Annotated in this window: 24 protein-coding genes, 1 tRNA gene and 1 other RNA gene; 17 read left to right on the forward strand and 9 right to left on the reverse strand. The window is 66.4% G+C overall.

Annotated features, from left to right (window positions below; all coding sequences use genetic code 11):
• The gene (gene aceE, locus ACFVVK_RS05660) at positions 1–2,796 is read right to left on the reverse strand and encodes a pyruvate dehydrogenase (acetyl-transferring), homodimeric type (RefSeq protein ID WP_390264630.1); all 2,796 of its coding nucleotides are present in this window, start codon (positions 2,794–2,796) and stop codon (positions 1–3) included.
• A gap of 407 nt (positions 2,797–3,203) precedes the next feature.
• On the opposite strand from aceE, the gene ACFVVK_RS05665 reads away from it, so the two are divergent.
• From ACFVVK_RS05665 to ACFVVK_RS05685, 5 genes are all read left to right on the forward strand, one after another.
• The gene (locus tag ACFVVK_RS05665) at positions 3,204–3,623 is read left to right on the forward strand and encodes a DUF3052 domain-containing protein (protein ID WP_091256835.1); all 420 of its coding nucleotides are present in this window, start codon (positions 3,204–3,206) and stop codon (positions 3,621–3,623) included.
• Entirely contained in the window at positions 3,620–4,120 is a 501-nt protein-coding gene (locus tag ACFVVK_RS05670) for a peroxiredoxin (protein ID WP_390264633.1), read from the forward strand. The genes ACFVVK_RS05665 and ACFVVK_RS05670 overlap by 4 nt, the downstream gene beginning before the upstream one ends.
• Positions 4,121–4,151: 31 nt before the next feature.
• Entirely contained in the window at positions 4,152–5,051 is a 900-nt protein-coding gene (locus tag ACFVVK_RS05675) for an NAD-dependent protein deacetylase (protein ID WP_390264636.1), read from the forward strand.
• A 122-nt stretch (positions 5,052–5,173) separates the two neighbouring features.
• Positions 5,174–5,249 (forward strand) — tRNA-Val (locus tag ACFVVK_RS05680).
• Between the two features lie 140 nt (positions 5,250–5,389).
• A complete protein-coding gene (locus ACFVVK_RS05685) occupies positions 5,390–5,668 on the forward strand; it encodes a hypothetical protein (RefSeq protein WP_390264639.1) in 279 nt (92 codons plus the stop codon).
• A 243-nt stretch (positions 5,669–5,911) separates the two neighbouring features.
• On the opposite strand, the gene ACFVVK_RS05690 is transcribed toward ACFVVK_RS05685, so the two are convergent.
• On the reverse strand, positions 5,912–6,640 hold the full coding sequence (locus ACFVVK_RS05690; protein ID WP_390264642.1) for a FadR/GntR family transcriptional regulator: 729 nt from the start codon (positions 6,638–6,640) through the stop codon (positions 5,912–5,914).
• Between the two features lie 262 nt (positions 6,641–6,902).
• Here ACFVVK_RS05690 and gndA point away from each other — a divergent pair, with 262 nt between their 5' ends.
• Both gndA and ACFVVK_RS05700 read left to right on the forward strand, forming a co-directional pair.
• Positions 6,903–8,339 carry an NADP-dependent phosphogluconate dehydrogenase gene (gndA, locus tag ACFVVK_RS05695; protein WP_390264645.1) on the forward strand — a complete coding sequence of 479 codons (1,437 nt, stop codon included), beginning with the start codon at positions 6,903–6,905 and terminating at the stop codon, positions 8,337–8,339.
• A gap of 116 nt (positions 8,340–8,455) precedes the next feature.
• Positions 8,456–9,289 (forward strand): oxidoreductase, encoded by an 834-nt coding sequence (locus ACFVVK_RS05700; RefSeq protein ID WP_390264648.1) that lies wholly within the window; start codon positions 8,456–8,458, stop codon positions 9,287–9,289.
• Between the two features lie 9 nt (positions 9,290–9,298).
• Here ACFVVK_RS05700 and epsC read toward each other — a convergent pair whose 3' ends face one another.
• The 3 genes from epsC to msrA all read right to left on the reverse strand — a co-directional run bounded on the left by epsC (position 9,299) and on the right by msrA (position 11,447).
• Complete coding sequence (gene epsC, locus ACFVVK_RS05705; RefSeq protein ID WP_090953239.1) at positions 9,299–9,883, reverse strand: serine O-acetyltransferase EpsC; 585 nt, start codon at positions 9,881–9,883, stop codon at positions 9,299–9,301.
• A gap of 38 nt (positions 9,884–9,921) precedes the next feature.
• Positions 9,922–10,857 (reverse strand): cysteine synthase A, encoded by a 936-nt coding sequence (cysK, locus tag ACFVVK_RS05710; protein WP_390264651.1) that lies wholly within the window; start codon positions 10,855–10,857, stop codon positions 9,922–9,924.
• A gap of 65 nt (positions 10,858–10,922) precedes the next feature.
• A complete protein-coding gene (msrA, locus tag ACFVVK_RS05715) occupies positions 10,923–11,447 on the reverse strand; it encodes a peptide-methionine (S)-S-oxide reductase MsrA (protein ID WP_390264654.1) in 525 nt (174 codons plus the stop codon).
• Between the two features lie 124 nt (positions 11,448–11,571).
• Here msrA and ACFVVK_RS05720 point away from each other — a divergent pair, with 124 nt between their 5' ends.
• The gene (locus ACFVVK_RS05720) at positions 11,572–12,510 is read left to right on the forward strand and encodes a Nif3-like dinuclear metal center hexameric protein (RefSeq protein WP_390264657.1); all 939 of its coding nucleotides are present in this window, start codon (positions 11,572–11,574) and stop codon (positions 12,508–12,510) included.
• A gap of 175 nt (positions 12,511–12,685) precedes the next feature.
• Entirely contained in the window at positions 12,686–13,423 is a 738-nt protein-coding gene (locus tag ACFVVK_RS05725) for a zinc ribbon domain-containing protein (RefSeq protein WP_390264659.1), read from the forward strand.
• Positions 13,424–13,436: 13 nt separating this feature from the next.
• Here ACFVVK_RS05725 and ACFVVK_RS05730 read toward each other — a convergent pair whose 3' ends face one another.
• Both ACFVVK_RS05730 and ACFVVK_RS05735 read right to left on the reverse strand, forming a co-directional pair.
• The gene (locus tag ACFVVK_RS05730; RefSeq protein WP_390264662.1) at positions 13,437–14,201 is read right to left on the reverse strand and encodes a YaaA family protein; all 765 of its coding nucleotides are present in this window, start codon (positions 14,199–14,201) and stop codon (positions 13,437–13,439) included.
• Positions 14,202–14,225: 24 nt separating this feature from the next.
• The gene (locus tag ACFVVK_RS05735; RefSeq protein ID WP_390264665.1) at positions 14,226–15,131 is read right to left on the reverse strand and encodes an alpha/beta hydrolase; all 906 of its coding nucleotides are present in this window, start codon (positions 15,129–15,131) and stop codon (positions 14,226–14,228) included.
• Positions 15,132–15,222: 91 nt separating this feature from the next.
• Here ACFVVK_RS05735 and rnpB point away from each other — a divergent pair.
• From rnpB to ACFVVK_RS05770, 7 genes are all read left to right on the forward strand, one after another.
• An RNA gene (gene rnpB, locus ACFVVK_RS05740) (RNase P RNA component class A) lies at positions 15,223–15,614 on the forward strand.
• A gap of 572 nt (positions 15,615–16,186) precedes the next feature.
• A complete protein-coding gene (locus ACFVVK_RS05745; protein ID WP_390264667.1) occupies positions 16,187–17,854 on the forward strand; it encodes a GMC family oxidoreductase in 1,668 nt (555 codons plus the stop codon).
• Positions 17,855–18,085: 231 nt separating this feature from the next.
• Positions 18,086–19,576 carry a glyceraldehyde-3-phosphate dehydrogenase gene (locus tag ACFVVK_RS05750; RefSeq protein ID WP_390264669.1) on the forward strand — a complete coding sequence of 497 codons (1,491 nt, stop codon included), beginning with the start codon at positions 18,086–18,088 and terminating at the stop codon, positions 19,574–19,576.
• Positions 19,577–19,681: 105 nt separating this feature from the next.
• Complete coding sequence (locus ACFVVK_RS05755) at positions 19,682–19,891, forward strand: hypothetical protein (protein WP_390264671.1); 210 nt, start codon at positions 19,682–19,684, stop codon at positions 19,889–19,891.
• Between the two features lie 105 nt (positions 19,892–19,996).
• Positions 19,997–20,803 (forward strand): HNH endonuclease family protein, encoded by an 807-nt coding sequence (locus ACFVVK_RS05760; RefSeq protein WP_390264674.1) that lies wholly within the window; start codon positions 19,997–19,999, stop codon positions 20,801–20,803.
• Positions 20,804–20,864: 61 nt separating this feature from the next.
• Positions 20,865–21,323, forward strand: a complete 459-nt coding sequence (locus ACFVVK_RS05765) for a DUF1579 family protein (RefSeq protein ID WP_390264676.1) — start codon at positions 20,865–20,867, stop codon at positions 21,321–21,323.
• A gap of 9 nt (positions 21,324–21,332) precedes the next feature.
• A complete protein-coding gene (locus tag ACFVVK_RS05770) occupies positions 21,333–22,034 on the forward strand; it encodes an alpha/beta fold hydrolase (RefSeq protein WP_390264678.1) in 702 nt (233 codons plus the stop codon).
• Between the two features lie 94 nt (positions 22,035–22,128).
• Here the strand turns inward: ACFVVK_RS05770 and ACFVVK_RS05775 are convergent, their stop codons facing one another.
• Together ACFVVK_RS05775 and ACFVVK_RS05780 are read right to left on the reverse strand one after the other, a co-directional pair.
• Complete coding sequence (locus tag ACFVVK_RS05775) at positions 22,129–23,040, reverse strand: dihydrodipicolinate synthase family protein (RefSeq protein ID WP_390264680.1); 912 nt, start codon at positions 23,038–23,040, stop codon at positions 22,129–22,131.
• A 33-nt stretch (positions 23,041–23,073) separates the two neighbouring features.
• Complete coding sequence (locus ACFVVK_RS05780; RefSeq protein WP_390264683.1) at positions 23,074–24,552, reverse strand: MFS transporter; 1,479 nt, start codon at positions 24,550–24,552, stop codon at positions 23,074–23,076.
• A gap of 260 nt (positions 24,553–24,812) precedes the next feature.
• Here ACFVVK_RS05780 and ACFVVK_RS05785 point away from each other — a divergent pair, with 260 nt between their 5' ends.
• Positions 24,813–26,027 (forward strand): alpha-hydroxy acid oxidase, encoded by a 1,215-nt coding sequence (locus ACFVVK_RS05785; protein WP_390264685.1) that lies wholly within the window; start codon positions 24,813–24,815, stop codon positions 26,025–26,027.
• The last annotated feature ends 38 nt before the right edge of the window (positions 26,028–26,065 follow it).

A 26,065-nucleotide genomic window follows, 5' to 3' on the forward strand; every position in this document is an offset into this window, starting at 1 on the left:
TTAGGAGTCGCCGCCCGCGTTGCCGGTGGTGCCGGCGTTCACGTTGAGCAGGCGGTACTTTTCAATCGCCTGGGCCGGTGCCTGGGCGTCGACTTCGCCGCGGCGGGCCAGCATCTCGAGGGAACGGACCACCACCGAGTGGGTGTCGTTCTTGAAGAATCGACGTGCCGCGGCGCGGGTATCCGAGAAGCCGAAGCCGTCGGCGCCGAGCGAGGCGAACTCGTTCGGGAGGAACTGGCGGATCTGGTCCGGCACGGCCTTCATGTAGTCCGTGACAGCCACGATCGGTCCGGTGGCGCCGGCGAGCTGCTGGGTGACGAACGGGACGCGGGCGGGCTGGCCGGGGTTGAGGAAGGCATCTTCTTCGGCGGCCATGGCGTCGCGGCGCAGTTCGGTCCAGGAGGTCACGGACCAGACGTCCGCGGAGACGCCCCAGTCCTCGGCGAGGACCCGCTGGGCTTCGAGGGCCCAGGGGACGGACACGCCCGAGGCAAGGATCTGCGTGCGAGGGCCGTCAATCTTGGCCGGTGCCAGCAGGTAGATGCCCTTGATGATGCCCTCGGCATCGAGTTCCGCCGGTGCCGGCGGCTGCACGATCGGCTCGTTGTAGACGGTGATGTAGTACATCACGTTCCGCGACGGGTCGTTGTCGGCGATTTCTTTACCGGCTTCGCCGGGACCGTACATCCGGTTGAGGCCGTCGCGCATGATGACGCCGATCTCGTAGCCGTACGCGGGGTCGTAGGTGACAACCGCCGGGTTGGTTGCCGCAAGCATGGGGGAGTGCCCGTCCGCGTGCTGGAGGCCTTCGCCGGTCAGGGTGGTGCGGCCTGCAGTGGCGCCAATGATGAACCCGCGGGTCATCTGGTCGGCGGCTGCCCAGAAGGAGTCGCCCGTGCGCTGGAACCCGAACATCGAGTAGAACACGTAGACCGGGATCAGCGGTTCGCCGTGGGTGGCGTAGGACGTTCCGGCGGCGGTGAAGGCTGCCACGGAACCGGCCTCGTTGATGCCGGCGTGCACGATCTGGCCGGAGATGGACTCCTTGTACGCCAGGACGAGCTCGCGGTCCACGGAGAGGTAGTTCTGGCCGTTCGGGTTGTAGATCTTCGCCGTCGGGAAGAACGCGTCCATGCCGAAGGTGCGTGCCTCATCCGGAATGATCGGCACAATCCGCTTGCCGAACTCCTTGTCCCGCATGAGGTCCTTGAGCAGGCGGACAAACGCCATGGTGGTGGCGGCGTACTGCTTGCCGGAGCCGCGGTTGGCGACTTCGTAGGCCTTCTCATCCGGGAGGGTGACGTCGACGTGCTTGGAGCGCCGCTCGGGGACGAAGCCGCCGAGTTCCTTGCGGCGGCCCATCAGGTACTGGATCTCCGGGGAGTCCATGCCGGGGTGGTAATACGGCGGCCGGTAGAGGTCCGCTTCCAGCTGCTCGTCCGTGATCGGGATGCGCAGGTGGTCGCGGAAGGCCTTGAGGTCGGCCATCGTGAGCTTCTTCATCTGGTGGGTCGCGTTGCGGCCCTCGAAGTGCGTGCCCAGGCCGTAACCCTTGACGGTGTGCGCCAGGATGACGGTGGGCTTGCCCTTGAACTCGGTGGCGGCCTTGTACGCGGCGTAGACCTTGTTGTAGTCGTGGCCGCCGCGCTTGAGGTTCCAGATCTCGTCGTCGGACAGGTCCTGGACCAATTCCTTGGTCTGCGGGGTCTGGCCGAAGAAGTGCTCGCGGACGAACGCGCCGGACTCGGCCTTGTAGGTCTGGTAGTCCCCGTCGACGGTCTCGTTCATGATCTTCACGAGCGAGCCGTCCCGGTCCTTGGCGAGCAGGTCGTCCCACTCCCGGCCCCAGACGACCTTGATGACGTTCCAGCCGGCGCCGCGGAAGAACGCCTCGAGTTCCTGCATGATCTTGCCGTTGCCGCGGACGGGTCCGTCGAGGCGCTGGAGGTTGCAGTTGATCACGAAGTTGAGGTTGTCGAGCTTGTCGTTGGCCGCGAGCTGGAGCAGGCCGCGGGACTCGGGCTCGTCCATTTCGCCGTCGCCCAGGAACGCCCAAACCTGCTGGTCGGAAGTGTCCTTGATGCCGCGGTTGTGCAGGTAGCGGTTGGACTGGGCCTGGTAGATCGCGTTCATCGGCCCGATGCCCATGGAGACCGTCGGGAATTCCCAGAACTCCGGCATCAGCCGCGGGTGCGGGTAGGAGGAGAGGGCGTGGCCTTCCTTGGACTTCTCCTGCCGGAAGCCGTCCATGTCCTCCTCGCTCAGCCGGCCTTCCATGAAGGCGCGGGCGTACATGCCGGGGGAGGCGTGGCCCTGGAAGAAGACCTGGTCCCCGCCGCCGGGGTGGTCCTTGCCGCGGAAGAAGTGGTTGAACCCGACCTCGTACAGGGTCGCGGCCCCGGCGTAGGTTGAGATGTGGCCGCCGACGCCGATGTCGGAGCGCTGCGCCCGGTGCACCATGACTGCCGCGTTCCACCGCAGCCACGCCCGGTACTTCCGCTCGATCTCCTCATCGCCCGGGAAGGGTGCTTCCTGGTCCACCGGAATCGTGTTGACGTAGTCCGTGGTGGTGACCATCGGAACACCCACGCTCTGCGCCCCGGCCCGCTGAAGCAGGCTCCGCATGATGTACTGGGCACGCTCGGTGCCCTGTTCCTGAATCAAAGCGTCCAGGGACTCCAGCCACTCGGCGGTCTCTTCCGGATCACGATCAGGCAGCTGGTTAGTCAACCCGCTGAGGATATGGGAGGTATCTTCTCCTGCAGCCACGTCCAACCTCTCTTTGAGCGCATCCATCGGCACCCTCAGCTCCGGGCAGGGTGACTGCCTGGGGTGAACGCGACGTGTGCGACATATCGGTTACAACAGCCCGGTCGGATGCGCCGGGCGGTCCAGTCACGCTACGCCTGCCTGTGTCTTTAGGGCGGTTGCCCGCGCAGGCGTAGTCGTCACCAGCCACTCTAGCCGGGGGAGCAGGCTGATGCGTAGCCGCCGCCTGGACCCCCCGACGTATTTCACGGGCATACTGGTTGTGTGACCGAGGGCTGCCCGAAAGCGCATCGATTGCCCTGTGTGACGCAGAATATGGCGGATCGCGGTGCCAACAGCTTGAAGCGAGGGCTCAAAGGGTGTTGGCTTGGAGTAATGGAAATCACTAGTGCCATTGAGAACATGAAGCAATTCACAAAGCATAGGAGCAACACGTGAGCGAGGCCGACGCCGCCACTTCGGTAAATGTGGCGGAGAAACTGGGTTTCAAAGACGGGGACCTTATTCAGGAATTCGGTTATGACGACGACGTCGACTTCGACTTGCGTGACGACATCGAGGATCTTACGGGCTCTGAACTCCTCGACGAGGACGATCACGAAGTCGTCGATGCCGCCATTTTGTGGTGGCGGGCCGGTGACGGAGACCTCGTTGACACCCTGGTCGACTCGCTGACCACCCTCACCGAGGGCGGCGTCGTGTGGGTCCTGACCCCCAAGTCCGGACGGGTCGGCTACGTTTCGCCGGCTGACATCCAGGACGCGGCGCCCACCGCGGGACTTCACTACACCACCTCGGCCGGCGTCTCCAAGGACTGGAGCGCCACCCGGCTGGTCACGCGGAAGAACAAATGACCCAAGCGGTCCAGCAGGACGCCGGCGCGGCGCCGGTTCCCGCCGTCGGCCATTCTGCCCCGGATTTCGAGCTCGCCAACCAGTTCGGCGAACCGGTGCGCCTCTCGGACTTCCGCGGGCGCAACGTCGTGATTGTCTTTTATCCCTTCGCGTTTTCCGGCATCTGCACGGGGGAACTGTGCGAGATCCGGGACAACCTGGCGCTCTTCGAGAACGCCGACGCCGCCGTGCTGGCGGTCTCGGTGGACAGCAAGTTCGCCCAGCGCGCCTACGCCGAAAAGGAAGGGTACGGCTTCGACCTGCTCGCCGACTTCTGGCCGCACGGCGCGGTCGCCTCGGCCTACGGCGTGTTCGACGCCGAAAGCGGGATGGCCCTGCGCGGCACCTTCATCATCGACGCGGACGGCATGGTCCGCTACGTCGTGGTCAATCCCCGCGGCCAAGCCCGGGACCTGGCCGAATACCGGACGGCCCTCGCGGGGCTCGGCGGGAACTGATCCGGTGAGGCAGCGGCGGCCAGGGATCGGCATGACCGGGTTTGCCAGCCTTCCCCCGGCCACGGACGCAGGCACCCCGGCGGAGCGGGGCGAACTCCAGGTCCTGCAGCACATCCATGCCCTCCTGGCCGGGGGACGGTTCGCTGTGCTGACCGGCGCCGGACTGAGCACGGATTCCGGCATCCCGGACTACCGCGGCCCCGGCGCCGTCCCGCGTGCGCCCATGACCTACCAGGAATTCATCGGCGCGGCCGAAAACCGGCAGCGCTACTGGGCACGCAACCACATCGGCTGGTCGCATCTGCGCCGGGCGGACCCGAACGACGGCCATGCCGCGGTGGCCCGGCTGGAGCACCGGGGGCTGCTCACCGGGCTCATCACCCAGAACGTGGACCGGCTTCACGAGGACGCCGGGAGCGTCAATGTGGTGGACCTGCACGGCCGCTTCGACCGGGTCGTCTGCCTGGACTGCCACCGGAGATACAGCCGCGGGCTCCTGGCCGGCGTCCTGGAGGAGCTCAACCCCGGGTTCCTCGAACGGGCCCGCGCCGCAGGTGCCGTTGAAATGGCGCCCGATGCCGACGCCACTGTCGAGGACTCCGCGTTGATCGAATCCTTCGTCGTTGCCCGCTGTCCCGCGTGCGGAGGGACGTTGAAGCCGGACTTCGTGTACTTCGGGGAAAACGTGCCCAAGGACCGGGTGGAGCGCTCCTACGCCATGGTCGACGCGGCCGGGGCGCTCCTGGTGGCCGGCTCGTCCCTCACCGTGATGAGCGGCCTGCGCTTTGTCCGCCACGCCGCGAAGCAGGGCAAGGCCGTGGTCATCATTAACAAGGGGGCAACCCGCGGGGATGACCTGGCCACCATCAAGCTTGAGGCGGGCGTCAGTGGGGCCCTGACCTGGCTCGCCGCCGAGCTGCCGTCGCTCTGAGCAGTGTCGGGCCGGTCTTGGTGCTGGACCGGCGCGACGTCGGCCGATTGGCGCCCGGCCGGTCCCGTCCGGTACAGTAGCTGTTCGTTGGTTGAAGCGCTGAGGCGCGGATGCCGCGGTTTGGGTCTTTAGCTCAGCTGGTAGAGCGCCACGTTTACACCGTGGATGTCATCGGTTCGATCCCGGTAGGACCCACCACGAAAAACCCCGTCATCGCGGTCCGAGAGACCGGCTATGGCGGGGTTTTGTGGTTCCCGGATCCTGTGCCGGGATCCCGGCCCGTCCGACACCCGAAATTGTCTGAGCCCCGCCCTAGAGTCGCGGGCATGGAGCATGTGGTGATTAAGACAGGCCCGGACGGGCGGCCGCACGCCGTCGTTCGCGGGGGCAGGGAATGGTTGATCGGCGCCGAGCCGGTCCGCTGGTTCGAGCGGGTGAACTGGTGGGAGGCGGAGCGCCGGATGCCGAAGGGACACAGCCGGGTGGACGTCGAGGTCTGGCAGGTCCAGGCCCGGCTTGGCCGCAACATGGGGTCCGCGCTTACCACCATGGAACTGATCCGGGACGGCCTCGGCGGCGGCTGGCGCCTGCGCGGGGCAGTTGCGGACGCGGCCTAGAATGGCCGTCTAAAACAGGCATTGGAAAAGCCTTCCACCGCGACTATTGGGGGATGCCGCGGTGGAAGGCTTGTAATGAATATACCGTGAACATTTGGAAATGTTAAACGCCGGAGGTCGTGTCTGCCGGACGGAAATACCCTAATCGATGGCTTAACTCGGCCCCGGAGCCGCCCCTGCCCCGGATGTGTTTCATGGCCCTCCGAGCGCCCCAGAGCCGCCCGAGTCAGCCCGCTTTCGTCTCTAGAAGCGCTGGACTGGGACGAAAACCCGCGGCTGGTTTTTCCAGTCCGGCTCCATCTCCGAGATCGTCTCACGCATGATCCGGTTGGAGGCCTCGCGCGCGGCAGCGGCATCCCCGGCGGCAATGGCTTCTGCGACGTCGACGTGCCACTGCAGCGCCGTCTCGCGCGGGTGGTCCGGCATGAGACCGTGGAGGGTGCGGCCGGTCAGGGTTTCCGTGACCTGGCCCACCATGTTGGCGAACATTTCGTTGCCGGAGCCGGTCAGCAGCAGGGAGTGGAAGAGGATGTCCAGCTCCAGGAACCTCGGCACGTCCCCGGCCTGCCCGGCCTCGCGCATGGTGTGGGAGATCTCCACGAGTTCACGCCGCAGCTCCTCGGGGGCGTTGGCCGCCGCCAGCTCGGCCGCCACCGGTTCAACGGCGGTGCGGAGCTCGGCAAGGGAGCGTAGCTGGGCGCCGCGGCCCTCGCCGGCCAGGCGCCAGCGGATCACGAGCGGGTCGAACGGGTTCCACCGGCTGGCCGGCAGCACGCGGATGCCGACGCGCTTGATGGTCTCCACCAGGCCCAGGGACTGGAGGACCCGGACCGCCTCCCGGACCACCGAGCGGGAGACCTTGAGCTCATCCTCGAGGTGCTCGGCAAGCATGACGTGCCCGGCAGGAAGCTCGCCGGCGACGATCCGGCTTCCGAGGTGCTCAATGGCACGGTGGTGGAGGCTGGTTGACATAGTCGTAAGCATAATGCGGCTTCACGTGTCCAGACCGACCGGCGTAAAGGGCGCGGCGGATCATAGACTGTTTGTGACGCGCATTATTCCGCTACGTGGTCGCTGCTTTCCCGCAGCCCGCGGAAATACATATGGTTTATAGACAGCCACTGATCGTTAAGAGCGGGTTTCGCCCACTGCGGCACGGCCTGCCGAGCCCTGGATGAACGTCATCCATGAGTCGCCGTGCATCCATGGCGAACAGATATGAATTGGAGTTTTGATGTCAGCACACATCGGTGTCACCGGCCTCGCGGTGATGGGGGCCAACCTCGCACGCAACCTGGCCCGGAACGGCTTCACCGTTGCCCTGCACAACCGGTCCGTGGAAAAGACGGACGCCCTGCTCGCCAAGCACGGTGACGACGGCGACTTCGTCCGCACGGAGACGCTGCAGGAGCTCGTCGATTCGCTGGAGAAGCCGCGCCGGGTCCTGATCATGGTCAAGGCCGGCAAGCCGGTCGACTCGGTCATCGAACAGCTCGAGCCGCTGCTGGAAGCCGGCGACATCATCATCGATGCCGGCAACTCCCACTACGAGGACACCCGCCGGCGCGAGGCCGCGCTGGCCAAGAAGGATCTGCACTTCGTCGGAATCGGCGTCTCCGGCGGCGAGGAGGGTGCCCTGAACGGCCCCTCGATCATGCCGGGCGGCTCCAGGGAGTCCTACGACGCCTTGGGTCCGCTGCTGGAAAAGATTGCCGCCCAGGTTGAGGGCCAGCCCTGCTGCGCCTGGATCGGCACTGACGGCGCCGGACACTTCGTCAAGATGGTCCACAACGGCATCGAATACGCCGACATGCAGGTCATCGGCGAGGCCTTCGACCTCCTGCGCTCCGGCGCCGGGATCGAACCCGCCGAGCAGGCCAAGATCTTCGCAGAGTGGAACAAGGGCGACCTCGCCTCCTTCCTGATCGAAATCTCCGCCGAGGTCCTCGGCCACGTCGATGCGAAGACCGGCAAGCCGTTCGTCGACGTCGTGGTGGACGCCGCCGGCCAGAAGGGCACCGGCCGCTGGACGGTCATCTCCGCGCTTGAGCTCGGCTCCCCGGTCTCGGGCATCGCCGAATCGGTCTTCGCCCGGGCCCTGTCCTCACAGGCAGAGCAGCGCGTCCTGGCCCAGGAACTGCTGACCGGCGCCGAAGCCGCCGTCGAGGTCCCGGAGAGCTTCGTCGAAGACGTCCGCCAGGCGCTCTACGCCTCCAAGCTGATCTCCTACGCGCAGGGCCTGGACATGCTCACCTCCGCCGCGAAGGAATACGGCTGGGACCTGAAGCTGGACGAAATCGCCTCGCTGTGGCGCGGCGGCTGCATCATCCGTGCGGAACTGCTCAAGGAGATCACCAAGGCGTACGCCGCCGCGGAAAAGCCGGCCAACCTGCTCTTCGCCCCGGCGTTCACCAAGGCAATCGCCGAGGTCCTCCCGGCCTGGCGCCGCGTGGTCGCCACCGCGGTCCAGCTCGGCATCCCGGTGCCGGTGTTCTCCTCCTCGCTGGCCTACTACGACGGCCTGCGCCGCAAGCGCCTCCCGGCCGCCGTCATCCAGGGCCAGCGCGACCTCTTCGGTGCGCACACCTACGGCCGCGTTGACGCCGAGGGCACCTTCCACACCCTGTGGGGCGAGGACAAGTCCGAGATCGAGGCAGTCGACACCCACTAGGCACCGCCCCGCTCCGACGACGCTGCGGCCGGCCCTTTCCAGCTACTCTGGGAGGCGCCGGCCGTTCGTGTATCCGGCCGCACCTGTCGCCGGAGTTCGCCCAAGGAGTTCAGCCCATGCCCCAGCCCGTAGCGTTTGTCACCGGTGCGTCCACGGGCATCGGCTTCGAGACGGCGAAGAAGCTCGCCGCGGCCGGCTTCACGGTCTACGCCGGGGCGCGCAGGGTGGAAAGAATGGAGCCACTGAAGGCTTCCGGCGTCAAGGTGCTGGCCCTGGACGTCACCGACGAGTCCTCGATGAGCGTCGCCGTCGAAAGCGTGCTGGCGGCCCACGGCCGGATCGATGTGCTGGTCAACAACGCCGGCTACGGGACGTACGGCTCCCTTGAGGAAGTCGAACTGGCTGAGGGGCGGCGGCAGTTCGACGTCAACGTCTTCGGCCTGGCCCGGATGACACAGCTCGTGATCCCGGCCATGCGGGCCGGCGGTGCCGGGAGGATCATCAACATCTCCTCCATCGGCGGAAAGATGTACGAGCCGCTGGGCGCCTGGTACCACGCGACGAAGTTTGCGGTGGAGGGCCTCAGCGATTCCCTGCGGCTGGAGCTCAAGCCGCATGGCATCCACGTGGCCATCATCGAGCCCGCCGGGACGGTGACGGAGTGGGGCCCCATCGCGGCGCAGGGGCTTCTGGCGAGCTCGGGGAACGGGCCCTATGCGGCCCAGGCCACGGCCGTGGCGGCGGCACTGGGCACCACCGTGAATCCGGCGACCGCGACGCCGCCGGAGCAGGTGGCGGCGGCGATACTGCATGCCGCGACCTCGCGGCGGCCCAAGACACGGTACCCGGTGGGTGCCAGCGCCAAAGGGATTCTGCTGCTGCGCCACCTGCTGCCGGACCGGGCATTCGACGCCGTCCTCTGGAACGCCTACAAACGTCTTCCCCGGTAGCCCGCTGCCCTAAATGTGGTAATCGATCAGGTATTCGGCGGGGTCGACGGCGGGTTTGGTCTCGCGTTGCGCGTCGCGGTGCCGCCACGTGGCGGGCACGCCGGTGACGATCGACTCGGCCGGGGCGTCCTTGACCACCACGGCATTAGCCCCGACGGCGCTGTCCCGGCCGATGGTAATGGGGCCCAGGACCTTGGCCCCGGCGCCGATCACCACGCGGTCCTCGATGGTGGGGTGGCGCTTGATCTTCGCCAGCGAGCGGCCGCCGAGCGTCACGCCGTGGTAGATCATGACGTCCTCGCCGATCTCGGCGGTCTCACCGATGACCACGCCCATCCCGTGGTCAATGAAGAAGCGCCGGCCGATGGTGGCTCCGGGATGGATCTCGATACCGGTGAGGAACCTGGCCAGCTGGGAGATCAGCCGCGCCGGAAACCGCAGCGCGGGGTTTTGCCACAGCCGGTGCGTCAGGCGGTGGAACCAGATCGCGTGCAGGCCGGAGTAGGCGAAGAAATTCTCAAAAGAACCCCGCGCCGCCGGGTCGTGCGACCGGGCGGCGTCGAGGTCTTCCTTCAGTCTCGCGAAAAAGCTCACAAAGACCTTTCTGGCGTTCGTGGGGCAGCGGCCGGTACTTAGCCGCGGATGTCGTCGTACAGCACGGTGGAGATGTAGCGCTCACCGAAGTCGCAGACGACCGCAACAATGAGTTTACCGGCGTTCTCCGGACGCTTGGCGATTTCCAGGGCGGCCCAGACGATCGCGCCGGAGGAGATGCCGCCCAGGATGCCTTCCTTGATGCCGAGATCGCGCGCGACGCGGACGGAGTCCTCCAGCGTGGCGTCGATGACCTCGTCGTAGACGTTGGTGTCGAGGATTTCGGGAACGAAATTCGCGCCGAGGCCCTGGATTTTGTGCGGACCGGGGGCGCCGCCGTTGAGGATGGCGGAGTCCTTCGGCTCGACGGCAATGATCTGGACCTCGGGCTTGCGCTCCTTCAGGACCTGGCCGACGCCGGTGACGGTGCCGCCCGTGCCGACGCCGGCGACGAAGATGTCCACCAAGCCGTTCGTGTCGGCCCAGACTTCCTCGGCGGTGGTGCGGCGGTGGACCTCCGGGTTGGCCTCGTTGGCGAACTGCTGGGCCCAGATGGAGTTCTCCGTGTTGGCAACGATCTCCTGGGCCTTCTCCACGGCGCCGCGCATGCCCTCGGACCCGGGGGTCAGGACAATCTCGGCACCGTAGGCGCGGAGCATGACGCGGCGTTCGGTGGACATGGTTTCGGGCATGGTCAGGATGACCTTGTAGCCGCGGGCCGCACCGACCATGGCCAGGGCGATGCCGGTGTTGCCGGACGTGCCTTCGACGATCGTGCCGCCTGGCTTGAGGGCACCGGACTTCTCGGCCGCATCGATGATCGCGACGCCGATCCGGTCCTTGACGCTGTTGGCCGGGTTGTAGAACTCCAGCTTGACGGCCACCGTGGCCCCCAGGCCTTCGCTCAGCCGGTTCAGCCGGACGAGCGGGGTCCCGCCAACCAGCTGGGTAACATCGTCATAGATCGGTGCCATGTATGTATGCCTGTCTTTGAAGAGGGATAACTTTGGTCAGCCTAACGAGCGCTGGCAGACCCAAGCTAAGAATTAAGCCACGCAGAGTAATATTTCCTCGCCTTGGCCAGCTTTGGGTTGATGATGACCTGGCAGTAGCCCTGCTCCGGGTATTTGGCGTAGAAGTCCTGATGGTAATCCTCGGCCACATGGAACTTCGGCAGACGGCTGACCTCCGTGACGATCGGGTGCCGCCACAGGGCCTGGTTCCGTTCGATCGCCTCCTCGAACAGGATTTTTTCCTCGGTGGTTTGGTAGAACATCGATGAACGGTACTGCGTCCCGACGTCGTAGCCCTGGCGGTTCAGGGTGGTGGGGTCGTGGAGGGCGAAAAACATGTCCAGGATGACCTCGGCGGGAATGATGTCCTCGTCGAACGTCACCGCCACCACCTCGGCGTGGCCAGTGGTGCCGGAGCACACAGAGTAGTAGTCGGGGCTGTGGTCGTGGCCTCCGGTGTAGCCCGAAATGACCGAACTGACACCCTTGGTTTTCTGGTAGACGGCGTCGAGGCACCAAAAGCAGCCTCCGCCGAGGACAAAAGTTCTCATGATCTCTTCAATGGTTCGGCGGCTCCGATGATTCCCTGCCCACCTTACGAGACTGTTACGGGCACCGTGCTGGCGAGACTGTTACAAGTGCCGGGGCGGGCCCCGGATAGGGTAAAAATGGGGTATGGAACCTGTGAACACCGATGTTTCAGCTGAGTCCGACGGCGTTGCTGCCGCCGCCGGCGCCGGTGCCGGCGCCCGCGAGGCACCCGGCACCGCTGCACTGGGACCCACAACGCTGGGCGCGATCCAGCTTGCGGTGGAGGAACTCTGGCCAGAATCGTTGGCCGAGGACTGGGACGAGGTGGGCCTCGTGGCGGGCCACCCGGACGCCGAGGTGCGCAAGGTGATGTTCGCCGTCGATCCGACCAGCGAGGTGATCGAGGAAGCGATCGAGTTCGGCGCCGAGCTCCTGATCACCCACCATCCGCTGCTGCTCAGGGGCGTGACGAGCGTTGCCGCCAACACGGCGAAGGGCAAGGCTGTCCATCGCCTCATCGAGTCCGGCACCGCGCTGATGACCGTGCACACCAATGGTGACTCCGCCGTCGGGGGCGTCTCCGACGTCCTGGCCGACGCGCTGGGACTGCAGGACGTGGCCCCCCTGACTCCTGCCGCGAACGGGCTCCCGGAGGAAGGCATCGGCCGGGTCGGCGACCTCGGAGAGGCGCTGACGCTGGGGGACTTCGCCGCCCGCGTGTTCGGCATCCTGCCCTCCGTGGCCGGTGGCGTCCGGGTGTCAGGGGACAGGGACGGCATCGTTCGGCGGGTGGCTGTCTGCGGCGGCGCCGGCGACTCCCTCTTCGGCGAGGTCCGGGCCAGCAACGCCGACGTCTACCTGACCGCGGACCTGCGCCACCACCCGGCGTCGGAAGCCCGCGAAGCGGCGGTCAACGACCGGCCGTACCTGATCGACGTTTCCCACTTCGCCAGCGAGTGGCTGTGGCTGCCCGCGGCCGCGGAAGCGCTCGGCAACGTGCTCTCCGACCAGGGGCACGACGTCGAAATCCGGGTCAGTACCACCAACAGTGATCCGTGGGACTTCATTCTGACGCCGGGCTAAGCCTCGCGTGCGAGGTCCGTTGCCGGGCCCACCGGCGAGGGACCCACACCGAGCGCAGCGAGGTTTGGGAGCCGGTGGGGACGTAGCGAGGCCGGGGAGCACGCTAGGCGCTAGAGTTAGGAAGCGCCGCGACGGTGCCCGGCTCCGGCCGGATGGGAACAAGCGGAGGTAACGAGTGGCCAAGGCAGCACCGGCGGAACAATTGAAGTTGCTTGACTTGCAGGGACTGGACGCCAAGCTCAAAGCCCTGTCCAGCCGCCGCCGAAGCCTGGAAAGCGACTCCCGGATCACCGACTTGGAAGCTGCGCTGAGCGTGGCCAACGGGGAACTGGGCGCCGCCAAGCTGGCCGTCCACGATGCCGAACTGGAACTTAAGCGTGCCGAAGCCGACGTCGAGCAGGTGACCTCCCGGATCGAGCGTGACGAGGCGCGGCTGAACAGCGGCACCGGACTCTCCAAGGACCTCGTCGCCCTCCAGCGGGACCTCGTCTCGCTCAACAAGCGCCGCTCCGACCTCGAAGACGTCGAGCTCGAAGTCCTGGAACGGCTCGACTCGCTCCGCGCCCGCCAGGCCGCGCAGCAGCAAATCGTTGACGATATCCAGGGCTCCTTCGGCTCCATCCGTGCCGAGCTGGACGAGCAGTTGGCCGAGATCGCCGCCGAGGCCACCGTGGTGCGCGGGCAGCGCTCCGAATTCGCGCAGGGACTGGACGCGGGAATGCTCGCCGTCTATGAGAAGACCCTGGCCAAGCGCGGCGTGGGCGCGGCGCGGCTCTTCCACGGCACCTCCGAAGGTTCCGGCATGCAGCTGAGCCCTGGCGACCTCGCGGAGATCAAGGCCGCGGCCGAGGACGACATCGTCTTTTGCCCGGACTCCGGCTGCATTCTGGTCCGTTCGGCCGAGTGGGGCTAGTCACCGCCTCCAGCTAGTTGGGCAGGATGATGTTCAGGGTGTGCGGCTTCCGGGCGGTGCCCTGGACAAGCTCAGCGAGCCACTTTTCGGACGCCGCTTGTCTCAGCTGGGCGGGCGTCTGGGGCGCCTTGCCCCTGCGGCTGAGCAAATGCCGCGCCAGCTCGCCCCGGGTGTGCTTGGCGAAGTGGCTGACCACCTTGCGCACCCCGGCTGTCTCGGTGAAGACGTTCACGGCCACCGTCTGTTCCGCCGGCGGAGCCCAGGCAGCGGCGTAGGTGCTGGACCGGCAGTCCACCAGCAGTTCGCCCGCAGTGGCCGCCGCCAGGGCGTCGTTCAGCAGCGGCTTCCAGAAAGCGGCGAGCCGTCCGACGTCGGGCAGCGAGGTCCCCATCGACAGGCGGTAAGCCGGCACGCGGTCGGCGAAGCGGATGGCACCCCACAGCGCGGACACCACCAACACCGAATCGTCGGCCTTCCTTCGCTGCGCCGGGGTCAGGGAACGGTAGCCCAGGGCGTCGTAGAGCACCCCGGAATACACCTGGTGGGCCGGGGCGGCCGGTTCGGCGTGCAGGCGGGTGTTGCGTTCGACGTCGGCACTCAGCGACGCCCCGACGCCCAGCAGCGCCAGGGCGTCCTCGTGCGCGCTGACGGTGCCGAGCGCGTCGAGGACCGCAGCCCGGGAACTGTTGAGGGCGGGAAAGCTCAGTGCGTTCCAGTCGGCGGCGTCCCCGTCCGTCGCAGGAGTCTTGCCTTCGGAGGGCGGCAGCAGAATTAGCACCGTACGATCTTACCGGCGGCGGGTTCAGGCGAGGTTGTAGCCGAGAAAGGACACGACGTCCGGCAGGACGGTCCGCCAGTAGCCGTAGTCGTGGCCGCCGGGCCGGAAGCCGCCCTCGACGTCGCCAGGAAGGTCCGCCCGGTACTGGCGGACAGTGGCGGCGAGATCGTCGCCGGCACCGCAGTCGATCCGCTTGGGCAGCGCCGCGAGCCGGGGCCGGAGCGCGAATACGTCGTTGGCCGCGAAGTCGGCCGGGCCGTCGAACGCAGATTCCAGGCGCGGGTCGTAGTGGTCCCAGACCGCCGGACTCATGGCCGCGACGGCACGGACTCCGGGCAGCCTGCCCTGCGAGGCCAGCAGGAGGGAACCGAAGCCGCCCATGGAAATGCCGAAGAGGCCGATTCTGCCGAGATCGTAACCCCTGCTGCCCAGGAACGGAACAAATTCCTTGACCAGCATCGACTGGGTGTCGCTGCCGTCGGCGCGGGCGTGCCACCAGGTGTTTCCGCCGTCCACCGCGGCGATCGCGAACGGCGTGCCGCCGGCGTCGAGATGCCGCTGAAGGGCCTCATGGGCGGCCAAGTCGCCCAGCAGGACCGTGTGGCTGCTATTGAGTCCGTGCAGAAACACAGCCAGGGGCAGTTCAGGTGGCGCGCCGCCAGGCGGCAGTTCGGGGGCTGCCAGCGACCAGTGGCTGGCGCTCCCGGGGCGGAAAGCCGAGACGAATGAACCGGTGCTGGTCCGGACGGTCAGCCGGGCCGGCACGGGCGGCGCAGCCGCTGTCGCCCCGGCGGTCGGCGCTGTCCTCGGTCCGGCCGGCACGGGCGGAGAGGTCTCGGCGGGCGCGGTGCAGGCCACCAGGGCGGACGCCGCAAGGCTGACCCCTGCCAGCCCAAGCAGCCGGCGCCGGGTCAGGCCGGACTCGTCCATGCCTCGATCATAGGCCTGGTGCACACGCCCCGTGCAGACGTGGCACCGGATGCGGCGCCGCCCGCGGGCAGCCCGTAGACTGGACAGCGGATGGGTTGACCAGGCGGCCGCGCGTCACGCAAGTGGCTCGAGGAACGTCCGGGCTCCGCAGAGCAGGGTGGTGGGTAACGCCCACTCGGGGTAACCCGCAGGCCAGTGCCACAGAAAACAGACCGCCTGCATCGCGCCGATTTGAAAGCGGCACGAAGCCGGTAAGGGTGAAACGGTGGTGTAAGAGACCACCAGCTTCCCGGGTGACCGGGAAGGCTAGGTAAACCCCACCCGGAGCAAGGCCAGACAGGGCACGATTGAGGGCTGCTCGCCCGAGTGTCCGGGTAGGCCGCTGGAGGGCGTCGGCAACGGCGTCCGTAGATGGATGGCCGCTACTCCCGCGCCGGCAACAGCGCGGGAACACAGAACCCGGCGTATCGGTCAACCCATCCACACAAACCCCGGCTTTCGCCCGTCATCCCTGGTGTTCGGTGTCGCGTTCGAGGAGGCGGCCGGCGAGGCTGGGATGTTATGCGCGGCCCGCCGATGGGTCTCAGGCAAAGACGGGCCGCTGGTGGGCTGACAGGGATTCGAACCCTAACGTGACCAGGGTCCTGTGGGATTTTCTGGCTACGAACCGTTCAGCCCGGGTCGCTGAACCGGACGTTACCGGCGCCACCTTGTGGATTGTCTGGGGAAAACCTGTAGCGGCCGCGCATGAGCTGGTGGTCGCTGGTGCGCGCCTCTGCCGGTCTCAAGCGGCGGCGGGCAACATTCAGTTCGCTGGTTCTTTCCCGCGGTCCTCGGGCCGGCCCGCGCAGGCGTGGTTGCCACCAGGCGGGGGGCGCCGGCGCGGACACTGCTCCAGTCGTAAACGTAGAAGTGTCTCACTGGGTGCCATTCTGGCTACCGCCGCCTGTGCCGGAACGCCAAGCTGCCGCGAATGCTTGACATAGACCGGGCGTGGCCAGACACTTCAATGAACGCTTCAAATCGGTGCATAGATTTACGGTTGAGGAGCCAACGTGCCGGACGATGCAGCATACGACTATGTGATTGCGGGGGGTGGCACGGGCGGCAGCGTCCTGGCCGGCAGGCTGAGTGAAGACCCGTCTGTTCGGGTGCTCCTGCTCGAGGCGGGCAGATCCGACCGCCATCCCTTCATCCATATGCCCGCCGGCTTCCCCCGGCTCAAGGGGGGCCCCTACCAATGGGGCTATAGGAGCGTTCCCCAAAAGTACAGCAACGGCCGTCGCATCCCGCTGGCCCAAGGCCGCGTGCTCGGCGGCGGAGGGTCCATCAACTCCCAGGTCTTCACCCGCGGCGTGGCCGCGGACTACGACGGCTGGGCGGTGGACTACGGATGCGAAGGCTGGTCCGCAGGGGAGGTGCGCAAGTACTTTGTGCGCTCGGAGGCAAACACCAGGCTCTCAGGACCCCACCACGGAACCGAAGGACCCCTCGGCGTCTCCGACCTCCGGCGTCCGCATACGCTCTCGGCCGCCTTCGTGCAGGCAGGCCAGGAGTTCGGGCTGCCCTACAACAGCGACTTCAACGGCGCCGAGCAGCTCGGCGTCGGCTTCTACCAGACCACCACCAAGAACGGCCGCCGGTGCAGCGCAGCCGCCGCTTATCTGAAGCCCGCGCGCAAGCGGCCCAATCTCACTGTCCGCGTCAATGTGACGGTTTCAAAGGTGGTCATCAAGAGCGGCCGCGCCATCGGCATCCAGACGATCGAAGGCGGCGTGGTGCGGACCTACCGGACGCGGCGTGAGGTGATCGTCGCCAGCGGCGCTTTCGGATCTCCCAAGTTGCTTCAGCTTTCAGGCATTGGCGACCCGGCAGACCTGGCTGCCGCCGGCATCGACGTCCTCCATCCGCTGCCGGGCGTCGGGAAGAACCTGCAGGACCACCTGGATCTGGACATCATCTACGAACTCACCGACGACCACAGCCTGGACCGGTTCAATCGCGTGCGGCCGGCGACCGCCATGGCCGGCCTCGAGTACCTGGCCTTCCGCTCCGGACCGTTCGCGTCCAACCTCGTGGAGGCCGGTGGCTTCAGCTATGCCAACACGGAGGAGTCGAGCCCGGACCTGCAGTTCCACTTCCTGCCGGCGGCGAGGTCGGAGCCGGGCATAGCGTCGCTGCGGCCCGGATTCGGCGCGACGCTGAACTCCTACTTCCTGCGCCCCCGCAGCCGGGGGACCGTACGCGTCGCATCCCCAGACCCCACAATGGCACCGCTCATCGACCCGAATTTCCTTGCGGACGACTACGATCTCGAGGAGACGATCGCCGGCGTGCAGCAGAGCCGCGAGATCATGGGACAGGCATCGATTGCAACCTTCATCAAGAAGGAGCACATCGGCGACGGCTCACCGGTCACAACCCGCGACGAGTACGTGAAGTTCGTGCGCTCCTACGGGCGGACCTCGTACCACCCGGTCGGCACCTGCGCCATGGGTACCACCGATGATTCAGTCGTCTCCCCGCGGCTTAAGGTCTACGGGGTGGAGGGATTGCGCGTCGTTGACTCCTCGATCATGCCCCGACTGATCAGTGCAAACACTCAGGCGCCCACCATCATGATCGCGGAAAAAGCCGTCGACATGATCCTGGAGGACGCGGCCGCCCTGGCACCGGGAGTGGGTGGTCTGGCGGCCTCCTCCAAGGGCCGGGACGGTGTGTGAGTCATTTCACGCGTAACCGGGCAGCGTAGGCCGCCGGGGCGCCCGTAGAATTGGTGGTGAACGTAGAAGTTCGGCCGCCGGGTCTGCGTTCGCAGCCGGCGGTTTTTCTTTGCGCTCAGCGAGGCGCCCGGGGTGGACCGAATCCCCGGCGCCGCCAGGTACCCGGGCACCCGCCGGCGGCCGACTTCCCCATACGAGGACGTAGGGGATGGATTCTAGGAAGGTAGTTCTGTGAGCCAGACGTCAGATTCTTGTCTTGATACGTGGATGGGCCGTGAGGCGCTCGCCGAGGCCATGATCCCGGTGATCGGCCGGCTGTACCGCGAGAACAACGTGGTGACCTCCATCCACGGACGCAGCCTGATCAACAAGTCCACGATGAACATTCTCAAGGCCCACCGCTTTGCCCGCCGGATGAGCAAGGAAGAACTGCGCCTCGAGGAGACGGCCCCGCTGCTGGAGGCCCTGACCCGGCTGGATCTCGGCGCCGCGGCAATCGACGTCGCCCGCCTCACCGAGAAGTACCGCGCCGAGGGCGACGGTGTCAGCCTGGACGAGTTCCTGCGCGAGGAACTCGCCGAAGTTGTCGGCAAGCGTGGCGGCGATGACCGGACCAGCACCGACGTCGTCCTCTATGGCTTTGGCCGCATCGGCCGGCTCCTGGCCCGCCTCCTGATCGAAAAGGCCGGCGGCGGCCACGGCCTGCGCCTGCGCGCCATCGTGGTGCGCCGCGGTTCGGACAACGACCTCGCCAAGCGTGCCAGCCTGCTGCGCCGCGACTCGGTCCACGGCTCCTTCGAAGGCACCATCAAGGTGGACCTCGAGAACGACACCATCACCGCCAACGGCGTGCAGATCCAGGTCATTTACTCGGACAACCCGGCCACGGTCGACTACACCGCCTACGGCATCAACGACGCGCTAGTGGTGGACAACACGGGACGCTGGCGCGACGCCCAGGGCCTCGGTCAGCACCTGCAGAGCAAGGGCGTTGCCCGCGTCCTGCTGACCGCCCCGGGCAAGGGCGAGCTGAAGAACATCGTGCACGGCATCAACCACCGGGACATCACCGACTCCGACAAGATCGTGTCAGCCGCTTCGTGCACCACGAACGCCATCACACCGGTGCTCAAGGCGATCAACGACCGCTACGGCGTCGTGCACGGGCACGTGGAGACGGTCCACTCCTTCACGAACGACCAGAACCTGATCGACAACTTCCACAAGGGTGACCGCCGTGGACGCTCCGCCGCGCTGAACATGGTCATTACTGAGACCGGCGCCGCCAAGGCCGTAGCCAAGGCCCTGCCCGAGCTGCTGGGCAAGCTCACCGGCAGCTCAATCCGTGTCCCCACCCCGGACGTGTCACTTGCCATCCTGAACCTGAACCTGGAGAACGGCACCACCAAGGACGAAGTCAACGACTACCTGCGGGAATTGTCGCTGCACTCGGAGTTCCGCAAGCAGATCGACTACATCGATTCGCCCGAGGTCGTCTCCACCGACTTCGTCGGCTCGCGCCGCGCCGGCATCGTCGACGGCCTGGCCACCATCTCCAACGACAAGAACCTCGTGCTCTACGTCTGGTACGACAACGAGTTCGGCTACAGCTGCCAGGTGGTCCGCGTCATGGAGGAGATGGCCGGCGTCAATCCGCCGTCCTTCCCCGCCAAGGACGCAGCTGCCATCCTCGAGGCCGCCGGGCTGCCGGTCGAGGCCTAACGGCGCAACCTACCGGGCGGCGGAGCCGCCGGCCTGACCGGGGGTGGCAGCGTTTTCCCGGCCGATGCACTGGAATCGGCCGGGAAAGGACACCACAATGGAGCCATGGAACAGAACCCGGCACTTGAACACGAGACCACCCTGGAACACGCGCTGGATGTCGCCCGGAGTAACGCTAAGGAAGCGAAGCGGCTCCTGGACGACGCGGTCGTCAAACGCCAGGCCGGTGAAGTCAACGACGACCGGGTGAACCAGCTCCGGGACCTGCTGGATCTGGCCAACGAAGACCTCAAACGGGTCACGCGGGAACAATAACGCCCCGTTGCCACCTGTCCCCAACACTGTGGACAGGGCCAAGGGTGCCGGGCCGCCGCCGTAAGCTCAGGACGTGCAGCCTGAACGCCGCCCGCGGCTACCGTCGTGACCGTCTCCTGGACGGCATACCGCCGCGCCCGGCGCCGGTCACGCCAGGCATGGAGTCTCCTGGCCGCGGCCGGCCTGGCAGTGCTGGGCGCTCTGGTCTGGTTCTTCACGGCCGGGCAGTTTGCCCTCACGGAACCCCCGGCCCAGGGACCCAGCGAGGCGCCCGTACTGGCGGCCGGGTGGATGAAGCCCGTGGGCGCGGTCCGGGCCGTGCCGGCGGCGCCGGCCGGCGTCGTTCTTGACACGTTGGAGGTCAAGGGCCGCTCCGCCAGGGACAACTATGACCGCAGCGCCTTCGGCCAGGCCTGGCTCGACGTCGACCGCAACGGCTGCGATACCCGCAATGACATCCTGCGCCGGGACCTGACGGCGGCGCACTTCGTCGACGGCTCCCGGTGCCAGGTGGCCGACGGCACATTCCGGGAACCGTACACCGGCCGCGTGACCGCGTTCCGCCGGGGCGCCGCGACTTCCGCCGCGGTGCAGATCGACCACATTGTGGCGCTCGGCGACGCCTGGCAAAAGGGCGCCCAGCAGCTCACTGCCCAGCAGCGCGAACACCTGGCCAACGACCCCCTCAACCTGGTCGCCGTCGACGGTCCCGCCAACCAGGACAAAAGCGCTTCCGACGCCGCCACCTGGCTGCCGCCGAACAAGGCCTTCCGCTGCCATTATGTTGCCCGGCAGATCTCCGTGAAGGCGGCCTACCGGCTGTGGGTCACGTCCGCGGAGAAGGAGGCGATGAAGCGGATTCTCACATCGTGCCCCGAGCAGCAGACCATCGTTCCGCAGCCCCACCGCTGAGCGGCCTGCCACACCGGTGGGGCGGGGATTGCCCGCTTGACGGTGCTCAGTAGACTGCAGCATGGACATTGTGCAATACCTGACGCCGCTGCTGGGCAGCTGGCAGGGCGAAAACCGCTTCCGGCTCATGCCCACGGACGATTTCAAGGATTCGGCGGCCACCAGCACCGTCACGGTCACCGCGGCACACTTCGCGACGGTCGCCTACACATGGTCGGACGGGGAGAGCCCGCAGGAAGGCCTCCTGCTCCTGGCCGGCGGGATGTCCCAGGCGGACCCGGCCACCGCTGTGTGGGCGGACTCCTGGCATACCGGCAGGGCACTGATGCAGTTCGCCGGGACCGTGGGCGGGGACGGCGTGCTGCGCCTCCATGGCTCCTACGCGGCGCCGACCGGCCCGGACTGGGGCTGGGAGATCCACATTCACCCGGGGGAGGGCCGGGGCGGGCGCCTGACCATGCACAATGTCGTCCCAGGTGAGGACCCCTATCAGGTGGTCGAGCTGGCACTCGAACGGTAGGGTACCGGCATGGACATCATCCTCGTACCCGGATTCTGGTTGGACGCCTCGTCGTGGGACCAGGTCACCCCGCCGCTCACTGCCGCCGGCCACAAGGTGCACCCGCTGACGTTGCCGGGCCTTGAGTCGGCCCAGGCGCCGCGTGCCGGCATCGGCCTGCGCACCCACATTGACGCCGTCGTAGCGAAGATCGACTCCTTCGATGCGCCCGTGGTCCTTGTGGGCCACTCCGGCGGCGGAGCCATCATCCACGGCGCGGTCGATGCCCGGCCGGAGCGGGTGTCCCGGGCAATCTATGTGGACAGCGGCCCGCTCGGCGAGGGCGGTGTCATCAACGACGAACTCCCGGCCGACGGCGACGAAGTGCCGCTGCCGCCGTGGGAACTTTTCGAGGACGAGGACCTTACCGACCTGACTGAGGGCCTGCGCGCCATGTTCCGGGGCCGTGCCATCCCGCAGCCCCGCGGCGTGGCCCAGGACCGGCAGCAGCTCCGGGATGAACGCCGCTTCGAGGTCCCGGCCACCGTCATTGCCTGCGAGTTTCCGTCCTCGATGCTGACCGGGATGATCGCCGAGGGCCACCCGTACGTGGCGGAGCTGGGACGGATCCGCGACGTCGAGTACGTCGACCTGCCCACCGGGCACTGGCCGCAGTTCACCAAGCCCGCCGAGCTCGGCGCTGCCATCCTCGCCGCCGTCGACCGCACCTAGGACTGACAGTGGGGGCCGGGATCAGCAGGACAGTACGCTGATCCCGGCCCCTGTGCCGGTCCGGTTGCGGTGGACGCTGTGGTGTTGGGCGGTGTCAGGCCCAGCGAAGCACGAGCGGGTCATGCCGTTTGGCCAGTTCGACGAGCTGGGAACGGGTGTCGGGGTGGAGTTCCGCGATTGGCGCCCTGGTCTTGTCGCTGCCGATGATGTTGCCCTCCTTCATCAGCACCTTTGTCGCCCGCAGCCCGCACTGGCGGTTTTCGAAGTGGATGAACGGGAGCAACTCTTCCCACTGGCGGACCGCTTCATCCCGCCTGCCGGCGTGAAAATCCCTGACGATCTGGCCCAGCTCGTCCGGGACCATGCAGCTGCTCATCGTGCCCTGGGCTCCGGCCTCAAGGTCGGGGATGAGGGTGATCGCCTCCTCGCCGTCGAACGGCCCGGGCAGGTCATCGCCCGCAGCCGATATCAGGGCGCGCAGCTTGTCCGCCGCCTGGGGCATTTCTATTTTGGCGTACTTGAGCTGAGGGATCTCGCGGGCCAGGCGTGCCAGCAGCGGGACGGACAGCGCCGTAGGGCTCATCGGGGCGTCCTGGATCATGATGTCGATTTCCAAGCCATCAGAGACGCGCCGAAAGTACTCCAGGATAGCCTCGTCGTCGACCTTCATGGTGGCACCGAAGAACGGCGGCATGAGCATGACGAGGGAGGCGCCCATTTCCTGTGCGCGGAGGCTGCGGTCATGGGCGATGCGGGTACTGAAGTGGCTGGTTGTGACGCATACCGGGAGCCTGTCGGCGGCCTGGTCCATGGTGGCCGCCACGACGAGCTCGCGTTCTTCATCCGTCAGGGAAAACTGTTCGGAGTAGTTGGCGAGGATGCAGACAGCATCGGAGCCGCCGTCCACCAGATAGTCCACAACCCGGCGCTGGCCTTCGAGGTCCAGTTCCTCGTCGTCCGTGAAGATGGTGGGCGCTACAGGCATTACGCCCTTGATGACGCTCATAGTGTGATGTGTTCCTTGCTTTTGAGTGTCATGTCAGGACTGGGCCAGCGCGGGCGCCGGCTCCGTCTCATAGTCTTCAGCGTCAACATCGCGGCCGTGCGGATCCCATTTGTTGACGAGGATGACCAAGATGGCAATTGCCGGGACAATGGCGAGGACGAGCAGCGCCTTCGTGCCCCAGGCCGCGGTGGCGAGAGGCCAGAACACGAGTCCAGCGATGGCCCCGAGGCGGATACCGATTTGCGTGAAGCCGGTTCCGGCGCCGCGCAACGACGTCGGGTAGGACATGGTGGCCATCGTCATGCCTTGGGCGCCGGGGCCGGCGGCGTGGCAGAAGATGAGCAGGCCAATAACGATGGCGCCGACCCAGGACCAGATTCCCTCGACGTTGCTGAGGTTGCCGGCAATGATCATGCAGAGGAAGGTGCCGCAGAACCCATACAGCGACAGCTTGCGGGGTCCTATCTTGCCGGACATCTTCGCTCCCAGGAAGCCACCGGTGACGCCGAAGCAGAGGTTGAGGATGAGCGACGAAATAATGTTCGTCATTACGTTCTGGGTGTGCAGCATGGCGAGCACGATTTGCCCGACGAAGAAGCCGACAGCGTAGTACTCCATTGCCTGGCCCGCGTTGATGACCCCGGCCAGGACCGTGCGCGCCCTGTACTTCTTGCTGACGAGCTTGCCCCATGCCTCGGTCAGCGTCATTTTGAACTGATTGCGCTCGGCGCGGGGGTCCACGGCGTCCGGAGCCACTTCGGCGTCCACGCCGTAGGTTTTCTTGAGGATCTTGGCTGCCTCCTGGAGGCCGAGGTTCTGTGCCGCCCAGGAGGGCGATTCTGCCATGTACTTCTGGCGGAAAATCATGATCAGGATGGCTGGTACGGCGCCGAAGCCGACGACGATCCGCCACATGTGGTTTTCGCCCCAGTTCATCGACTGGAACAGGAAGTACACGGGGATCAGCAGCGCAAAGGTCGAGGCGACAGCCACGTACCACATGGGCTGCCATAGGGAGACCGTGCCGCCCTTCTTCTTGTTCGATGCGTATTCCGCGAGGAAGCTGAAGGCCACCGGGAAGTCGACGCCGATGCCCACGCCCATGATGAAGCGGGCGATGATGAGAGTCCAGACGTCCGGGGCCAGGGCACAAGCGATAGCGGCCACGACGAAGAACACCATGTCGGCCATGAAGACCTTGAACCGGCCGAGCTTGTCAACGAAGTATCCGCCGACGACGGATCCAAGCAGCGCGCCCACCATGATTGATGCGGAGACGACCGCGAGCATGCCGGGGCTCAGGTGGAAGTCCTTGGCGATGTAGGGCATGCCGAACGCGAGGGACGTGAAGTCGTAAGCGTCCAGGAAGATGCCGCCCAGCGCGATGAGGGTGATGGCGAAGGATTTGCCTGTGCGCAGCTGACCGCTGTTGATCAGTGATGTCACATCTTGTGCGGAGCGCAGGATGACTTTTTTACCCGCCTGCACGGGAGAAACCGGACCGTCTGTCATTGACGTATTCCTTTCGTGGACACACTACCCTGTGTGTTCTAAATTTCGAACGTTGATCGAAGTTATGGCGAAGCTGCGATCAGGTCATGGTGACTGGGATCACCCGAAAGTCTAGAGTTGCCCAGCGAAGCGCGTCAAGAAGGGTACCAATTCAGTCCGGACGGGGAAGCTTGATCGTAACGAGGTGACCTACGTCATGGTTGCGCCGTCCCAGCGCTAGGACGCTAAACTAAATTTCGAACAACGAAGGAGTTGCACCAATGAACGATCGTCAAATACCCAAATGGTCTGAACTGCGCGAACTGCTGCAGTTCCGCAGGCTTGAGCTGGACCCGGTGGAGCGCAGGCTCGCCCGCGCCTTCACCATTGCGGATCTTCGCGACGGGGCCCGAAAAACCACGCCGCGAGCGGTGTTCAACTACACCGACGGTGCGGCCGAAGAGGAGATCACGATCGCCCGCTGCCGCCAGGCCTTCCGGGACATCGAGTTCGTGCCCTCGGTTCTTCGCGACGTTTCGAGCCCTGATCCGACCACTGAGATCTTCGGCAAGCAGTTGTCCTTCCCCCTCGTACTTGCACCGACGGGTTACACCCGCATGATGCACAACGACGGCGAAAAGGCCGTGGCCAGGGTGGCGGCCCGCTTCAACGTCCCGTACACGTTGTCTACCGTCGGGACCACGACAGTAGAGGACCTTGCCGGGGCCGCACCCGACGGCCAAAACTGGTTCCAGCTCTATGTCGCCAAAGACCGGGCGAAAACAGTCGAGCTTGTCGACCGGGTCCTGGCGAGCGGCTACACCACCCTCATGGTGACTGTCGACACCCAGGTCGGAGGCTCAAGGGTCCGGGAACTGCGCGACGGGCTTACCATTCCGCCGGCGCTGTCCGTAGGAACCTTTGCCGACATGGCGACCCACCCGAGCTGGTGGTTCGACAAGCTGACCACTCCGCCGATCGAGTTTGCCTCGCTCCGCGGATTCTCCGGTAACTCCGCGGAGGTTGCGGATCAGATTTTCGACCCGGGGCTCACCTTTGAGGATATCGCCTGGCTTCGCACAGTGTGGCCCCACAAACTCCTGGTCAAGGGCATCCAAAGCGTGGCCGACGCGGAGCGCGTCGTGGAGCTCGGCTGCGATGGCGTCGTGCTATCCAATCACGGGGGGCGTCAGCTGGACCGCTCACCGACCGTGCTGCGGATTCTTCCCGTCGTCCGCGAGCGCCTCGGCTCCGGTCCGGTCGTGCTGATCGACAGCGGCGTGATGTCCGGAAGCGACATCCTGGCAGCCGTCGGGCTCGGCGCCGACGCGGCAATGGTGGGGCGGGCATACCTGTACGGCCTGATGGCCGGAGGGGAACGAGGAGTGTCCCGTGCCCTGGAGATCCTCCGCGGCCAGTACGTCAGGTCCATGCAGTTGCTGGGGGTTAAGTCCACCGCAGGCGTGACCCGGGAACATGTCTCTTTCGTGGACTAAGCCCGGTGCCGCGCACCGTCGCCGCCCCGGGCCGTCCA

The sequence above is a fragment of the Arthrobacter sp. NPDC058192 genome (assembly GCF_042883665.1).
Classification (GTDB): Bacteria; Actinomycetota; Actinomycetes; order Actinomycetales; family Micrococcaceae; genus Arthrobacter.

What these genes read in the sequence shown, in the direction of transcription:
- aceE (WP_390264630.1), bottom strand. Translation starts at nt 2,796, where the DNA reads ATGGATGCGCTCAAAGAGAGGTTGGACGTGGCTGCAGGAGAAGATACC.
- ACFVVK_RS05670 (WP_390264633.1), top strand. Translation starts at nt 3,620, where the DNA reads ATGACCCAAGCGGTCCAGCAGGACGCCGGCGCGGCGCCGGTTCCCGCC.
- ACFVVK_RS05675 (WP_390264636.1), top strand. Translation starts at nt 4,152, where the DNA reads ATGACCGGGTTTGCCAGCCTTCCCCCGGCCACGGACGCAGGCACCCCG.
- ACFVVK_RS05690 (WP_390264642.1), bottom strand. Translation starts at nt 6,640, where the DNA reads ATGTCAACCAGCCTCCACCACCGTGCCATTGAGCACCTCGGAAGCCGG.
- gndA (WP_390264645.1), top strand. Translation starts at nt 6,903, where the DNA reads ATGTCAGCACACATCGGTGTCACCGGCCTCGCGGTGATGGGGGCCAAC.
- ACFVVK_RS05700 (WP_390264648.1), top strand. Translation starts at nt 8,456, where the DNA reads ATGCCCCAGCCCGTAGCGTTTGTCACCGGTGCGTCCACGGGCATCGGC.
- cysK (WP_390264651.1), bottom strand. Translation starts at nt 10,857, where the DNA reads ATGGCACCGATCTATGACGATGTTACCCAGCTGGTTGGCGGGACCCCG.
- msrA (WP_390264654.1), bottom strand. Translation starts at nt 11,447, where the DNA reads ATGAGAACTTTTGTCCTCGGCGGAGGCTGCTTTTGGTGCCTCGACGCC.
- ACFVVK_RS05720 (WP_390264657.1), top strand. Translation starts at nt 11,572, where the DNA reads ATGGAACCTGTGAACACCGATGTTTCAGCTGAGTCCGACGGCGTTGCT.
- ACFVVK_RS05735 (WP_390264665.1), bottom strand. Translation starts at nt 15,131, where the DNA reads ATGGACGAGTCCGGCCTGACCCGGCGCCGGCTGCTTGGGCTGGCAGGG.
- ACFVVK_RS05755 (WP_390264671.1), top strand. Translation starts at nt 19,682, where the DNA reads ATGGAACAGAACCCGGCACTTGAACACGAGACCACCCTGGAACACGCG.
- ACFVVK_RS05765 (WP_390264676.1), top strand. Translation starts at nt 20,865, where the DNA reads ATGGACATTGTGCAATACCTGACGCCGCTGCTGGGCAGCTGGCAGGGC.
- ACFVVK_RS05770 (WP_390264678.1), top strand. Translation starts at nt 21,333, where the DNA reads ATGGACATCATCCTCGTACCCGGATTCTGGTTGGACGCCTCGTCGTGG.
- ACFVVK_RS05775 (WP_390264680.1), bottom strand. Translation starts at nt 23,040, where the DNA reads ATGAGCGTCATCAAGGGCGTAATGCCTGTAGCGCCCACCATCTTCACG.
- ACFVVK_RS05780 (WP_390264683.1), bottom strand. Translation starts at nt 24,552, where the DNA reads ATGACAGACGGTCCGGTTTCTCCCGTGCAGGCGGGTAAAAAAGTCATC.
- ACFVVK_RS05785 (WP_390264685.1), top strand. Translation starts at nt 24,813, where the DNA reads ATGAACGATCGTCAAATACCCAAATGGTCTGAACTGCGCGAACTGCTG.